General features: G+C 73.2%; 18 protein-coding genes. 6 read left to right on the top strand and 12 right to left on the bottom strand.

What is annotated here, in order from left to right:
- Positions 1-2: 2 nt before the first annotated feature.
- Positions 3-488, bottom strand: a complete 486-nt coding sequence (locus ACIQLL_RS11370) for a MarR family winged helix-turn-helix transcriptional regulator (protein ID WP_402466898.1) — start codon at positions 486-488, stop codon at positions 3-5.
- 40 nt (positions 489-528) lie between these two features.
- A complete protein-coding gene (locus tag ACIQLL_RS11375) occupies positions 529-1290 on the bottom strand; it encodes an isoprenyl transferase (RefSeq protein ID WP_402466900.1) in 762 nt (253 codons plus the stop codon).
- Positions 1291-1510: 220 nt separating this feature from the next.
- Here ACIQLL_RS11375 and trhA point away from each other — a divergent pair, with 220 nt between their 5' ends.
- On the top strand, positions 1511-2308 hold the full coding sequence (gene trhA, locus ACIQLL_RS11380) for a PAQR family membrane homeostasis protein TrhA (protein WP_402466902.1): 798 nt from the start codon (positions 1511-1513) through the stop codon (positions 2306-2308).
- A gap of 46 nt (positions 2309-2354) precedes the next feature.
- Here the strand turns inward: trhA and ACIQLL_RS11385 are convergent, their stop codons facing one another.
- The 3 genes from ACIQLL_RS11385 to mca are packed head-to-tail and all read right to left on the bottom strand — an operon-like array spanning position 2355 to position 4416.
- A complete protein-coding gene (locus ACIQLL_RS11385; protein WP_402466905.1) occupies positions 2355-3170 on the bottom strand; it encodes a nitrilase-related carbon-nitrogen hydrolase in 816 nt (271 codons plus the stop codon).
- The gene (locus ACIQLL_RS11390) at positions 3167-3544 is read right to left on the bottom strand and encodes a hypothetical protein (RefSeq protein ID WP_402466906.1); all 378 of its coding nucleotides are present in this window, start codon (positions 3542-3544) and stop codon (positions 3167-3169) included. The genes ACIQLL_RS11385 and ACIQLL_RS11390 overlap by 4 nt, the downstream gene beginning before the upstream one ends.
- Entirely contained in the window at positions 3544-4416 is an 873-nt protein-coding gene (mca, locus tag ACIQLL_RS11395) for a mycothiol conjugate amidase Mca (RefSeq protein WP_402467442.1), read from the bottom strand. The genes ACIQLL_RS11390 and mca overlap by 1 nt, the downstream gene beginning before the upstream one ends.
- Positions 4417-4518: 102 nt before the next feature.
- Between mca and ACIQLL_RS11400 the strand changes: the two genes are divergently transcribed.
- The 5 genes from ACIQLL_RS11400 to ACIQLL_RS11420 all read left to right on the top strand — a co-directional run bounded on the left by ACIQLL_RS11400 (position 4519) and on the right by ACIQLL_RS11420 (position 8223).
- Positions 4519-4941, top strand: a complete 423-nt coding sequence (locus ACIQLL_RS11400; RefSeq protein WP_402466908.1) for a DUF4307 domain-containing protein — start codon at positions 4519-4521, stop codon at positions 4939-4941.
- A 193-nt stretch (positions 4942-5134) separates the two neighbouring features.
- A complete protein-coding gene (greA, locus tag ACIQLL_RS11405) occupies positions 5135-5617 on the top strand; it encodes a transcription elongation factor GreA (protein ID WP_402466911.1) in 483 nt (160 codons plus the stop codon).
- A gap of 214 nt (positions 5618-5831) precedes the next feature.
- Positions 5832-6380: a diaminobutyrate acetyltransferase gene (gene ectA / locus ACIQLL_RS11410; RefSeq protein ID WP_402466914.1), complete on the top strand. Its 549-nt coding sequence runs from the start codon at positions 5832-5834 to the stop codon at positions 6378-6380.
- A gap of 100 nt (positions 6381-6480) precedes the next feature.
- Positions 6481-7776, top strand: a complete 1296-nt coding sequence (ectB, locus tag ACIQLL_RS11415) for a diaminobutyrate--2-oxoglutarate transaminase (RefSeq protein ID WP_402466917.1) — start codon at positions 6481-6483, stop codon at positions 7774-7776.
- 42 nt (positions 7777-7818) lie between these two features.
- Positions 7819-8223: an ectoine synthase gene (locus tag ACIQLL_RS11420; RefSeq protein ID WP_402466920.1), complete on the top strand. Its 405-nt coding sequence runs from the start codon at positions 7819-7821 to the stop codon at positions 8221-8223.
- Positions 8224-8325: 102 nt separating this feature from the next.
- Here ACIQLL_RS11420 and ACIQLL_RS11425 read toward each other — a convergent pair whose 3' ends face one another.
- From ACIQLL_RS11425 to ACIQLL_RS11455, 7 genes are all read right to left on the bottom strand, one after another.
- Positions 8326-9651: an RNA polymerase sigma factor gene (locus ACIQLL_RS11425; RefSeq protein ID WP_402466922.1), complete on the bottom strand. Its 1326-nt coding sequence runs from the start codon at positions 9649-9651 to the stop codon at positions 8326-8328.
- A complete protein-coding gene (locus tag ACIQLL_RS11430; protein ID WP_402466924.1) occupies positions 9648-9992 on the bottom strand; it encodes a YciI family protein in 345 nt (114 codons plus the stop codon). The genes ACIQLL_RS11425 and ACIQLL_RS11430 overlap by 4 nt, the downstream gene beginning before the upstream one ends.
- The gene (locus ACIQLL_RS11435) at positions 9992-10360 is read right to left on the bottom strand and encodes a YciI family protein (RefSeq protein ID WP_402466927.1); all 369 of its coding nucleotides are present in this window, start codon (positions 10358-10360) and stop codon (positions 9992-9994) included. Before ACIQLL_RS11435 ends, ACIQLL_RS11430 begins: the two co-directional genes overlap by 1 nt.
- 10 nt (positions 10361-10370) lie before the next feature.
- The gene (locus ACIQLL_RS11440; RefSeq protein ID WP_402466930.1) at positions 10371-10529 is read right to left on the bottom strand and encodes a hypothetical protein; all 159 of its coding nucleotides are present in this window, start codon (positions 10527-10529) and stop codon (positions 10371-10373) included.
- Positions 10530-10617: 88 nt separating this feature from the next.
- Entirely contained in the window at positions 10618-11838 is a 1221-nt protein-coding gene (gene ilvA, locus ACIQLL_RS11445; protein ID WP_402466933.1) for a threonine ammonia-lyase, read from the bottom strand.
- A gap of 48 nt (positions 11839-11886) precedes the next feature.
- Positions 11887-13128 carry an AI-2E family transporter gene (locus tag ACIQLL_RS11450; protein ID WP_402466935.1) on the bottom strand — a complete coding sequence of 414 codons (1242 nt, stop codon included), beginning with the start codon at positions 13126-13128 and terminating at the stop codon, positions 11887-11889.
- A gap of 78 nt (positions 13129-13206) precedes the next feature.
- Positions 13207-13824, bottom strand: coding sequence for a YdeI/OmpD-associated family protein (locus ACIQLL_RS11455; protein WP_402466937.1), 618 nt, complete (start codon positions 13822-13824; stop codon positions 13207-13209).
- Between the last annotated feature and the right edge of the window lie 38 nt (positions 13825-13862).

A 13862-nucleotide genomic window follows, 5' to 3' on the forward strand; every position in this document is an offset into this window, starting at 1 on the left:
GATCAAACCCGGGGCGACCAGTCCGGGATCTCGGGCTGCGCCCGGCGCAACGTGTCCAGCAACCGACTCAGCTCGGCCTGCTCGTCGGCGTCCAGGGCGCCCCCGACGTACTGCTCCATCGCCCGCACGTGGCGCCGCCCGACCTTGCGCTGCAGCCGGCGCCCCTCGTCGGTGAGCGCCACGAGCGTGCCGCGCCCGTCGTCGCCCGGCACCGACCGCTCCACCAGGCCGCGCGCCTCCAGCCGTTCGACCATGCGCGACAGCGACGACTGGGCGAGCAGGACCTCCTCGTTCAGGTCGCGCAGCCGCAGAGCGTGCCCGTCCGCGCGGGAGAGGGTGAACAGCACGTCGTACTCGCGGATCGAGAGCTCGACCCAGACGTCGTCGTCCTGGAACCGGCGCATGAGGGTCACCTGGGTACGGAAGAGGGCCTCCCAGGTGCGGGCGGCCCGCTGCGCGCTGCCGGGTGACGGAGGCGGCGTCGTCATCAGGCTCTCCTGTCCCCCGGCACCCTCGCCGGTTCTCGGTTCAACGTCCCAGGCGGCGCTCGCGCCGGGAGAAGTCACGCAGGGCGCGCAGGAAGTCCACACGCCGGAAGTCGGGCCAGAAGGCCTCGCAGAAGTACAGCTCCGAGTGCGCACTCTGCCACATGAGGAAGCCACCCACCCGCAGCTCGCCGGAGGTGCGGATGACCAGCTCCGGGTCGGGCTGACCCTTCGTGTACAGGTGGTCCGCGATGTCCTCGACATCGAGGCTCCTGGCCAGCTCGGCGAGGCTGGCGCCGCGGGCCTCGGCCGCGGCGAGGTAGGACCGCACGGCGTCGGCGATCTCGTGCCTGCCGCCGTAGCCCACGGCGACGTTGACCTGCAGCGCGTCGGCGTCGCTGGTGGCGGCGGCGGCCTCGCGCAGGGCACCGACGAGGCGTTCGGGCAGCAGGTCGAGCCGACCCACGACGCGCAGCCGCCAGCGGCCCGTGGCGGCCAGGTCGCGCACCGCGTCGGAGATGATGTCGAGCAGGTCGGCCAGCTCCGACGCAGGGCGCGCGAGGTTGTCCGTCGAGAGCATCCACAGCGTGACGACCTCGATGCCGAGCTCCTCGGCCCAGCCGAGGAACTCGGCGATCTTGTCGGCTCCCTTGCGGTGACCGGTGGCGGCCGTCTCGCCGAAGGACTTCGCCCACCGCCGGTTGCCGTCGAGGATGACGCCGACGTGCCGCGGCAGGGGCGCGGACGCCAGGGACGTCGCGAGCCGGTGCTCGTACAGGTTGTACAGCGGGTGGGGCAGGCGCACGCGGTTCCTCAGGAGGGTTCGGGACGGACGAATCGGGACAACGGTACCGCCCGAGGGTGCCGACCTCGCCGGGCGGGCGGGCTCGTCGTGCGGGGCGCGCCGACTCCTCGCACGATCTTCACAGGAGCCGGGAGACAGAGGCCCTCCGGGTCGCCTACGCTGGCGTAACCTACGCAACCGTAGGTTGTCCGTTCCGCCCCGTCCCGCAAGGAGGACCTCCGTGGCACGAGCCGCCGAGCACCCTGCCCGCCCGCTCGACGCCACCGACCCGGCGGCGGTCGGCGCGGACGCCACGGACACCGCACGGGGCACGGTCGCCGGCGCCCGTGACGTGGTCACCGGCGCCGTCCGGACCGCGACCGCCGAGGCGGCCGCGGGGGCCCGTCGGCTCAAGCCGAGACTGCGCGGCTGGATCCACGCCGTCACCACGCCGCTCGCGCTGGCCGCCAGCATCGTCCTGGTCGTCCTCGCCGAACCGGTGGCCGGCAAGGTCGCCGCCGGGATCTTCGGGCTTAGCGCCCTCATGCTCTTCGGCACCAGCGCCGTCTACCACCGGGGCACCTGGTCGCCGCGCGTCGAGGCGGTGCTGCGCCGCGTGGACCACGCCAACATCTTCCTCATCATCGCCGGGACCTACACCCCGCTGGCCGTCGCGCTGCTGGACCCCCGCTCCGCCACGACCCTGCTCACGATCGTGTGGAGCGGCGCCGTCGCCGGCCTGCTGGCCCGGGTGCTGTGGATGAGCGCCCCCCGGTGGCTCTACGTGCCGGTCTACGTCGCCCTCGGGTGGGTGGCGGTGGCCTACCTGGGGCAGTTCGGGGCGACCGGCGGCGCGGCCGTCGTCTGGCTCGTCGCGGGCGGCGGGCTCGCCTACACGCTCGGTGCGATCGTCTACGGCACCAAGTACCCCGACCCGTCGCCGCGCTGGTTCGGGTTCCACGAGATCTTCCACGCGCTGACCGTGGTCGGCTTCACGTGTCACACCGTGGCGATCTTCCTCGCGTCCCTGACGGTCTGAGCGCACTCCGCGGCGCGCGCGGCCCGGCCGCGCCGCGGCGTCTCCGCTACCGCGGCACGACGGCGTAGCGGCGGTTGTCCAGGGACGGGTTCGCCCGCCGGACGGCGGCCAGCTCCTGCGGGTCCAGGTCGGCGGTGCGGTACTGCGGCGCCTCGTCCGCCTCGAGCCCGACGACGCCGTCGGGCCCCACGAGGATCGAGTGCCCGGTCACGCCCTTGCCCGCCATGCCCACGCCGATCGTCACGACGGTGTTCTCGATGGCGCGGGCCGTGAGCAGCGCGCGCCAGTGCTCGGCCTTCAGCGGACCGGACACCCAGGCGGCGGGCACCACGACGACGTCCGCGCCGGCGTCGACCACGCGGCGCGCGGACTCCGGGAACCGCAGGTCGTAGCAGGTGATGACCCCGAACGTCAGGTCCCCCACCCGCATCGTCAGGGGGGCGGCGTCCGCGGGACCCGGCTCGAGCCGGTCGGACTCGCGGGTGCCGAACGCGTCGTAGAGGTGGACCTTGCGGTACACGCCGGCCAGGTCACCGGCCGCATCCACCCCCACGACGGCGTTGACCCCCTTGCGCGGTCCCGCGCCCGGGGCGGGTTCGGACCCCGGCAGGGTCGTGCCGGCGAGCACCGCCACGCCGTGCTCCGCCGCCAGCCTGCGCAGCGTCGTGACGAAGGGACCGTCCAGGTCCTCGGCGTGCTCGATGCCGACACCCTGCGGGTGGTAGCCGGAGGCGTACTCCGGCAGCACCAGCAGGTCCGCGCCGAGCCGCGCGGCGGCGTCGAACGCGTCGGCCACCATGTACCGGTTTGCCTCGTGGTCGTCGGCGACCGCCACCTGGGCGATCGTGACCCGCACGCTCATGCCGGCCCGCCCCGGTGGTGCTCGCCGTCGACGTCGGGCGAGCCGACGTCGTCGGGCGAGGCGGGGCTGCCGAGCCCGTCGGACGGGCTCGTCGGCACGTCGTCGACCGGGGGCGTCGTCCCGGTCGCGTCCCGCCGCACCCCGAGACGGCGGCGCTGGGGGACCTCGATACCGTGCGCCCGGGCGTAGGCGTCGGCCTTGCGCATGTGGCGGCTCAACGACAGGAAGAGCAGCACGGCGCAGACGGCGACGCCGAACGTCGCGAGGAAGCCGGCCAGGCCCGGGGTCACCTCCCAGTCGTCCAGCACCCGGGCGGTCGGGCTCGGTGAGGGGTCGACGGCGGCGAGGAGCGCGACGGCGGGCAGCGAGACCATCAGGACTCCTTCCGCAGGCCGGCGAACAGGTCGTCCTCGGGGGTCGTGGTGGGCACGCGGGCGTCGGCGAGCTCGAACTCCTCGGTCGGCCAGACGTCGGCCTCGAGGTCCCGCGGCACGGCGAAGAAGAAGCCGTCGGGGTCGATCTGCGAGGCGTGCGCGGTCAGGGCCGCGTCGCGCCGGTCGAAGTAGCCCGTGACGTCCACGTGCGTCGTCGCCGTCCGCTCCGGGATCTCCCGGGCGGCGCGCGACTCGATCCAGTCGCCGAACGGCGACTCGAGGCCGGCGCCCTCGATCGCCTCGTGCACCGCCCGCATCCGGGCCATCGAGAAGCCGTGGTTGTAGTAGAGCTTGCTCACCGCCCACGGCTCCGCGCCGCCCTCGACGACGTAGCGGTCGCCGTCCGCGGCCGCGTGGTAGGCCTCGAACGCCACCTCGTGGCAGCGGATGTGGTCCGGGTGCGGGTAGCCGCCCGACGGGTCGTACGTGGTCATGACGTGCGGGCGGAACTCGCGGACGAGCTCCACGAGCGGGGCCGAGGCCTCCTCGAGCGGGAGGAGTGCGAAGCAGCCCTCGGGCAGCGGCGGCAGCGGGTCACCCTCGGGCAGGCCGGAGTCGACGAACCCCAACCAGGTCTGGCGCACCCCGAGCGCGTCGGCCGCGGCCGCCATCTCGAGCCGCCGCACGGCACGCCGTCCCTCGATCGAGTCGAACTCGTGCCCGGCGGGCACCTCGAAGGAGGGGTTGAGGACGTCACCGCGCTCCCCGCCGGTGCAGGTCACGACGAGCACCTCGACACCCTCGGCCGCGTAGCGCGCCGTGGTCGCGGCACCCTTGCTCGACTCGTCGTCCGGGTGCGCGTGCACCGCCATGAGACGCAGTGGTTTGCCTGCCAAGGGGGACCTCCAGGATCGTGGTCGGACGACGCGTCGGGGGCTGTCATGACAGCCGGGGACGTCAGGGACAATGGTGTCATGACCTCCGAGCAGCACCCCACCGTCCCCGCGGACAGGTACGGCCGTGCGGGCGCGACGCCGCGCCGTCGGCCGGGACGGGGCCGGAAGGTGGCGATCGGGGTCGCACTGACCGCCGCCGTCGCGGCCGTGGGGTGGTACTCCTTCGCCCGGAACGCCGCCGACCCCGTGACCTCCGAGATGGTCGGGTTCACCGCGGTGGACGCCGAGCACGTCGAGGCCAGGTTCCAGGTGAACATGCCGCCGGGGACGACGGCGGTCTGCACACTCGACGCGCTGGCGCCCAGCTACGCGCAGGTCGGCACGCTCGACGTGCCCGTCGGGCCGTCGGAGTCCCGCAGCACCGGGTACGAGGTCACGATCGGCACCTCGCAGCTGGCGACGTCGGTCGACATCGCCTCGTGCGCCGTCACCGGCGACTGACCGGGCCGCTGACCCGGCCGCCGGTCGGCCGCCGGCGCCGGCGGCCGACCGGACACGCCGTCGGGCACCGTCGGCTATCCTGAGGGATTCACACGCAGTCCTGCGACAGCCGGCGCGCGTGCCGACGCCCGCCGGGCGCTTCGACGCGTGCCGACCCGCGCAGGCCATCGAGCACCAGGAAAGGAGAGCCCTCGTGACCGAGAGCAACGTCACCTGGCTCACCCAGGAGGCTCACGACCGGTTGACGGCGGAGCTGGAGAACCTCTCCGGCCCGGCCCGCACCGAGATCGCCGAGCGCATCGCTGCCGCCCGCGACGAGGGTGACCTCAAGGAGAACGGCGGCTACCACGCCGCGCGCGAGGAGCAGGCGAAGAACGAGGCGCGCATCCGCGAGCTGACCGAGAAGCTGCGCAACGTGGCGGTCAGCCGGCCGGCCGACGACGGCACGGTCGAGGCCGGCATGGTCGTCGTGGCGAAGGTGGCCGGCGACGAGATGACCTTCCTGCTCGGCTCGCGGGAGATCGCGGGCACCACCGAGCTCGACGTCTACTCCCCCACGTCCCCGCTGGGCGCCGCGATCGACGGCCACCAGGTCGGCGACAAGGTCAGCTACACCGCGCCGAACGGGCGCGAGATCCCGGTGGAGATCACCTCCGCCACCCCGTTCTCCGGCTGAGCGACGGCGTCCGCGGGCAGCGTGCACCCCGCCCGCGGACGCCGTCGGACCGTGACGTCCGCCACGTCGGGACCGCGTCGCCACGGGGCCTCGCAACCCCTCTGCGCCCCCGAGTAGCAACGCTGCGGGCGGTTCCCACGGGCGCCGCCGGGAAGCCCGCGGGCAAAGCCCGGGGTGGGATTTCGCCGCAGAATTGTCTATCCTTTTCCGTGGTATGAACCGCACCGAATCCTCAGCGAGCGACCATCCGACGCCCGACCGCACCCCGGCCGGGCACGATTCCGCACACCTCACCATCCGCCCGCCGACGCTCGCCGACGGCGGCGAGATGTGGCGGGTCGCCCGGGACTCGGGCAGCCTCGACCTGAACTCCTCCTACAGCTACCTGCTGCTGGCCGACCACTTCTCCGACACCTGCCGGATCGCCCTGCTGGGTGACGACGTCGTCGGCTTCGTGACGGGCTACCTGCTGCCGCGCGACCCGAGCCGCTACTTCCTGTGGCAGGTCGCCGTCGACGAGCGGGCCCGCGGCCACCGCGTGGCCGGCCGCCTCGTGGACTCCGTCCTCGACGAGGTCCCCGGGGTAGAATCGTTGGCGACCACGGTGACGGCGGACAACGCCTCGTCCCGTCGCGTCTTCCAGCGACTGGCCGACGATCGCGGAGCCACCCTCACCGAGAGGTCAGGGTTCGAGGCACACCACTTCCCCGACGGCCACGAGGCCGAACCACTGCTCGTCATCGACGGCCTCGGCCGGCGCTGACGCCACAGAGACTCCGGGCTGCGCCGGTCCCGCGCGCAGGTGACGACGCAGCCCCGCACTTCGCACGCACCCGCGCGCACCACCTACAGGAGTGTCCTTCGTGACAACTGTGACCCCCCCGACCAACGACGCGTCGACCGAGGACCCGACAGGCTTCACCGCCCTCGAGTCCGGCGTCCGCAGCTACTCGCGCGCCTGGCCGGTCGTGTTCGACCGCGCGGTCGGCGCCCACGTCTACGCCGAGGACGGCACCGAGTACCTCGACTTCTTCGCCGGTGCCGGGTCCCTCAACTACGGGCACAACAACCCGATCCTGAAGAAGGTCGTCCTCGACTTCTTCGCCGACGACCGCATGGTGCACACGCTCGACATGTTCACCACGGCGCGTCGCGAGTTCCTCGAGACGTTCCACTCCACGATCCTCGAGCCGCGCGGGCTGGACCACAAGGTCGTCTTCCCCGGCCCCGGCGGCGCGAACTCCGTCGAGGCCGCGCTCAAGCTCGCCCGCAAGGTGACAGGCCGTGAGTCGGTCATCAACTTCACCAACGCCTTCCACGGCATGACGCTCGGCGCGCTGTCCGTGACCGGCAACTCGATGAAGCGTGGCGGCGCCGGCATCCCCCTGGTGCACGCCACCCCCATGCCGTACGACGACTACTTCAACGGCGACGTCGACGACTTCGTCTACCTCGAGCGCCTGCTCGAGGACGGCGGCAGCGGCCTGAACGAGCCCGCAGCCGTCATCGTCGAGACCGTCCAGGGCGAGGGCGGCATCAACGCCGCGCGCGCCGAGTGGCTGCGCGGCCTGTCCGAGCTGTGCAAGCGGCACGGGATCCTGCTGATCCTCGACGACATCCAGATGGGCTGCGGCCGCACCGGCGGGTTCTTCTCCTTCGAGGAGGCCGGGATCGTCCCGGACATCATCTGCCTGTCGAAGTCGATCTCCGGCTACGGCCTGCCGATGGCCATCACCCTGGTGCGCCCGGAGCTCGACGTGTGGGAGCCCGGTGAGCACAACGGCACGTTCCGCGGGTTCGCCCCGGCGTTCGCCACCGCCTCCGAGGCGCTGCGCACCTACTGGTCGGACGACACCCTCGAGAAGGAGATCCTCGCCAAGGGCATGATCATCGAGGGTCACTTCAACGCGATCGTCTCGCGGTACCCCGACCTCGGGCTGATCAACAAGGGTCGTGGCCTGGCCCGCGGCCTGCAGATGCCCGACGGCGAGATCGCCGGCCGCGTCACCGCAGAGGCCTTCCAGCGCGGTCTGCTGGTGGAGACCTCGGGTCCGGACAGCGAGGTCGTCAAGCTGCTGCCGCCGCTGACCATCACCGAGGACGAGCTGCGCCAGGGACTGGCGATCATCGACGAGTCCCTCGCCGCCGCCCTCGGCTGACCCGCCACCCCCGTCCGACCCTTCGACGACCGAGGAGACCCCATGATCGTCCGCACGCTCGACGAGATCACCGACACCGACGCCGACATCAAGAGCGAGAACTGGCGCTCCAAGCGCATCATCCTCGCCAAGGAGGGTGTCGGGTTCTCGGTGCACGAGACCACGCTGTACGCGGGGACCGAGAGCTTCTTCTGGTACGCCAACCACATCGAGGCCGTCTTCATCACGTCCGGCGAGGGCGAGATCGAGGACCTGGCCACCGGTGAGGTCCACCAGCTCAAGCCGGGCTCGCTGTACCTGCTCAACGACCACGACAAGCACAAGGTGCGGCCCACCACCGACATCACGTGCGTGTGCGTCTTCAACCCCCCGGTGACCGGCCGCGAGGTGCACGACGAGAACGGCGTGTACCCGCTCGTCACCGAGCCGGAGACCACCACGGCCTGACGGTCCCGCCCCGGGCCGGCCCCCGGCCCCGGTCGCGCATCGAGCGTGCCGGTTTCTTCCCCCAGACTTCGGTTCGAGGGAGAAGCCGGCACGCTCGACGCGTCAGGGGGTGGTGAGCCCCGCCAGCCGGCGTGCCAGCAGGCGGCGGTCCCCCTCCCGGTCAACCAGCTCCAGCGCCCGGCGCAGGGCGTCGGCAGCCTCGCCGGGCCGGCCCAGCCGGGTCAGCAGCTCGGCCCGCACGGCCGGCACCAGGTGATAGCCACCGAGCGCCGGGTCCGCCGCGACCTCGTCCACGGCGGCGAGACCCGCCGTCGGCCCGTGGACCTCGGCCAGGGCCACCGCGCGGTTGAGCGCCACCACGGGTGAGCCCGTCATCGCGACCAGCACGTCGTAGAGCGCGAGCACCTCGGGCCAGTCCGTCGCCTCGACCTCGGCAGCACGGGCGTGCAGGGCCGCCACCGCCGCCTGCACCTGGTACGGACCGGGGCGGCCTGCGACGAGCGCGTCGTCCAGCACCGCCAGTCCCTCGGCCGTCTCGTCGTCGCGCCAGAGCGCCCGGTCCTGCTCCGCCAGGACGAGCGCCGCTCCGTCGGACCCCGTGCGCGCGTCCCGCCGCGCGTGCTGGAGCACCATGAGGGCCAGCAGCCCACGCGCCTCCGGCTCGTCGGGCAGCAGCCGGACCACGAGCCGGGCCAGGCGCACCGCGTCGCCGGCCAGCGCCCGGCGCCCGGCTGCCCCCTCGACGGCGTCGGCGGGCTCGGCCCAGGCGTCGTAGCCCTCGGTGAAGAGCACGTACAGCACGGCCAGGACACCCGCCGTGCGGTCGGCCAGCAGGGTCGGCGGCGGCACCCGGAAGACGATGCCGGTGTCCCGGATCCGTCGTTTCGCCCGGACGAGCCGCTGGGCCATCGTCGCCTCCGGCACGAGGAAGGCCCGCGCCACCTGAGACGTGGTCATGCCCGTCAGCGACCGCAGGGTCAGCGCCACCCGCCCCTCGAGCGGGATCGCCGGATGGCTGCACGTGTAGACGAGCCGCAGCAGGTCGCCGTCCGGGTCGTCGGTCTCCCACGGCTCGCTCTCCAGGCCGTCCGCGACCTCCGCGAGGACAGGGTCCGCGGTCCGGGCCCCGACCGGCGCGCCGGACCGCACCCGCTCGTCGAGGCGGGCGGACTCCTCCGTCCGCTCCCGCTCGGTGCGCCGACGGCGCAGCACGTCGATCGCGTGGCGGCGCGCCGTCGTGGTGAGCCAGGCGCCCGGCCGCTCGGGCACGCCGTCGCGGGCCCACGTCCGCACGGCGGACGCGAACGCCTCCTGCGTCGACTCCTCCGCCAGGTCGAGATCACCCGTGGACCGGGCGACCGCGGCCAGCACGCGCCCCCACTCGGAGCGGAACGCGTCCTCGACCGCGGTCCCCGCCGTGCCGCTCACGCCGACCCGTCACCGTCCGTCGGCCAGAACGGGTGCACCTCGACCGTCGACCCGCCCCACGCCCCCGGGTGCTCCGCGGCGATGGCGAGCGCTGCCGCGAGATCGGGAGCCTCGACGACGTCGAACCCGCCGATCACCTCCTTGGACTCCGCGAACGGGCCGTCGGTGACGACGGTCCGGCCGTCGTCGACGCGCACCCGGCGGACGTCCGCCGCGGGGCGCAGCCGCTCGCCGAGCACCCGGGAGCCGGCGGCGTCGTGCCGGCGCACCCAGTCCTCGATGTCGGGGGTCGGGCCACGGTCGGGCACGTCGGGCTCGTGGATCAGGAACAGGTAGCGCATCACCCCTCACCGCCCGTGCCGTCGAGGTCCAGCGGCCACACGGGACGCAGCTCGATCGCGCCGGCGTAGGCCATCGGGTGCTCGGAGGCGACGGTGATCGCCGTGTCGAGGTCGGGAGCCTCGATGACGTCGAACCCGCCGATGGCCTCCTTGGACTCGGAGAACGGGCCGTCCGTGACGAGCACCCGGCCCCCGCGGACCCGGACGCCCACCGCGTCCTCGGGCGGGCGGAGCCGATCCCCCGCGGAGGCGACGCCGTCGCCGTAGTAGCGCTCCACCCAGGACTCGATCGACGGGGCGGCCGCCGCGTCCTCGGGGCTCGGGGGTCGGTCGTCGGGCGTGGACAGCACCAGCATCAGATAGCGCATCGTCGTCTCCTCACCAACTCCGGTCGTCACGCCGGAAGAACACCATCGGTCCGTAGAACGCCACGTCGACCGGCTCGACGTCGCGGGGGCCGCGCCGGTCAGGCGCCACGGTAGCCCGGTAGCCCTGCGCCTGCGGGGCCCTGCCGAGGATCCTGTCCAGGAATCGCATCGTCCGCCTCCTTCGTCCGCACGGCCCGTGCGGCCGTGTCATCAGGACGACGAACGGCGACACCGCTGATCGACACCCGTGGCGCAGCTCAGGTGAGGTGGTACCCGTCGCGGCGCAGCCGCTCCAGCACCTGCGCGCAGTGATCCGGTCCCTCGGTCTCGAGCTGGAGGGTGACGAGGACCTCGGCGACCTCGAGCGTCGTGTCCGTGCGGCGGTGGTCGACGCGCACGATGTTCCCCTCGGCGCCGGCCACCGAGTCCAGCAGGGACGCGAGAGCACCCGGCTCGTCGTCGAGGCGCACGGAGATCTGCAGGTAGCGCCCGGCGGCCACCAGTCCGTGCTGGATCACGCGCTGCAGGAGCAGAGGATCGATGTTGCCACCCGTCAGCACCGGCACGATCGTGCCCGGGAACTCCTCGGGCGCGGCCGACACCGCGGCGACGGACGCGGCCCCCGCAGGCTCCACGACGAGCTTGGCCCGCTCCGCGACCAGCAGCAGCGCCCGGGAGATCTCCGTCTCGGTGACGGTGCGCACCTCGACGCCCAGCCGGTGCAGCACCTCGAAGGGCACCTCGCCCGGGGTGCCCACCGCGATGCCGTCGGCCATCGTGGAGCCCAGGTCCCCCACCACGGGCCGCCCGGCCACGAGCGAGGCCGGGTACGCGGCCGCGGACGCCGCCTGGACGCCGACGACGCGCACGTGGGGCGCCACCTCGGCCAGCACGGTCGCGATCCCGGCCACGAGGCCACCGCCGCCCAGCGGCACGACGACGGTGCCGACGTCGGGCACCTGCTCGAGGATCTCCAGCGCGACGGTGCCCTGCCCCGCCACGACGTCGACGTGGTCGAACGGGTGCACCAGCACCTTGCCGGTGCGCGCCGCCTCGGCCCGGGCTGCGGCGAGCGCCTCGTCCACGCTGGTGCCGACCTGGCGCACCTCGGCGCCGTAACCCCGGGTGGCCTGCAGCTTGGGGACCGAGGCGCCCTGGGGCATGTAGACGACCGCCGGGATGCCGAGCTGCTGTGCGGCGAGGGCCACGCCCTGCGCATGGTTGCCGGCGGAGGCCGCGACGACGCCCCGGCCCTGCTCCTCGGGCGTCAGGCGGGAGAGCCGGGTGTAGGCGCCGCGGATCTTGAACGACCCGGCACGCTGCAGGTTCTCGCACTTGAGGACGACGTCGGCGCCGGCGAGCTGCGTGAGCGCCCGGAACGGCTGCACCGGGGTCCGGGTCACCACCGGCCGGATCAGATCGGCGGCGTCGCGGACGTCGTCGAGGGTCACGCGGGCGAGGGGGGTCGGAAGAGTCACCCGCCCAGTATGCGACGGCGCCGGACGGCGACGCACCGGCCCGGGCCGTCAGCCGCGGCGCTCGTCGGGCTCCGTCCCGGGGGTGCCGGGCGACGGCGTCCCCTCGTCGTCGTCCGGGGTCGCACCGGACCGGTTGGACCAGAGCAGGGTGCCGGGCAGGTCGGAGAAGGACGGCCGTCTCAGCAGGGGCACGTGGTCGTCCGTGCCGAGCTCGGGGAACTTGTCGTGCCCGTGCAGGTACTGCATGACCGTGTTGAGCACCGCCGCCAGCGGCACCGCGAACAGGGCGCCGATCAGGCCTGCCGACAGGCTGCCCGCCGCGACCACCAGCACCACGGCCACGGGGTGCAGGGACACGGCGTGGCCCATGAGGAACGGCTGCAGGATGTGGCTCTCGGCCTGCTGCACCAGCAGCACGATGCCGAGCATGATCAGGGCGGCGATCCACCCCTCGGCGACGAGCACGACGGCGCAGGCGATCGCACCCGTGACGATCGCTCCCAGGATCGGCACGAACGAGCCGACGAACACGAGGATGCCGATGGGGATGGCGAGCGTGGGGACGAAGAACGCGGACCCGACACCGATGCCGATCGCGTCCACCAGTGCCACGAGGATCTGCGTGCGCACGTAGGACGACAGCGTGACCATGCCGCGGCGGCCGGCCTGGTGCACCGGCTCGCGGGCGGTGACCGGCAGGAGGTTGACGATCCAGGTCCAGATGGTGCGCCCGTCCTGGAGGAAGAAGATGAGGCAGAAGATCGCGATGATGATCCCGACCAGGACGTGTCCCACCGTCGTCGCGGCCCCCAACGCCCCGGTGATCAGCGAGGAGCTCTGGTCGGCGACGAAGTCCTGGGCCTGCTGGCCGAGGTCGGACAGCGTGGCGGTGTCGACCCCCAGCGGACCGTCCGAGAGCCAGGTGAGGAACTCGTTGAACCCGGCCACGGCCTGGTCCCACAGGTCCTGGAACCCGCTGACGATGGACTGCCCCGCGATGACGACCAGACCGGTGACGAAGGCGATCAGCCCGAGGATGGACAACGCCGTCGCCAGCCCGCGCGGCACCCCCCACCTCTCCATCGTGAGCCGGACCGGTCGCAGCAGGACGGTGATGAGCAGGGCGACAGCGACCGGCACCACGATCGTCTTGAGCTGCCCGAGCACCCACACCAGGGCCGCCACGCCCGCGGCGATCAGCAGCAGCCGCCACGACCACGCCGCCGCGCCCCGCACGCTGGGCGTGACCATGCCCCGCCCGCTCACCCCGCTCTTCTCAGCGTTCACCACGGCCCCACAGTAGGTCTCCGTGGTGGTCATCGCCCGGAGAGGTCGCGGCACGTCGCGCGACCGACCCGCTCGGCACGGTCAGTCCCGCGGGATGCTACGGCGCTGCGGGTAGAACGTCTCACCCCGCTCGAGCATGGCGACGAACCTCGCGGCGTTGCGCTCCCGGGTCTCTTCCTTCTTCACGGTGGCCAACCGGTGCAGGAAGGCGAAGCGGTTCTGCGACGTGAGGAGCTCCCACGCGGCGGTCGCCCGCGGGCTCTCGGCGAGCGCCCTGACCATGGCCGGCGGCACCTCCATCGTGGCCGGCCCCGCGTAGGCAGCCTCCCAGCGCCCGTCGGCCTTCGCCCGGTCGATCTCGGCCTGTCCCCGCGGGCGCATCCGCCCGGCCTCGATCAGGCCGGTGACGATCCCGCGGTTGCGCACCGACCAGATGCTGCGGGCGCGCCGGGGGCAGTACCGCTGCAGGCTCGTGACGTCGTCGCGGCCCTTGGCCTGGGCGTCGATCCAGCCGCTGCACAGGGCCTCGTCGAGGGCGTCGGCCCGCGTCAGGGTGGTCGGGGCGTCCTGGCCCTTGCGCGCCAGGACCAGCCAGACGCCGTCGGGCGTGGTGTCCTCGTGCTCGTCGAGCCAGGCACGCCAGGCCGCGGCGTCCGGCAGGAGCAGGGGTTCTGGCGGCACCGTCGCTCGCTCGGTCATGGGAGTCACGCTACGGCCCGGCGCCGACACCGGCAGCA

This window comes from Isoptericola aurantiacus, assembly GCF_044769875.1.
Lineage (GTDB): Bacteria > Actinomycetota > Actinomycetes > Actinomycetales > Cellulomonadaceae > Isoptericola > Isoptericola aurantiacus.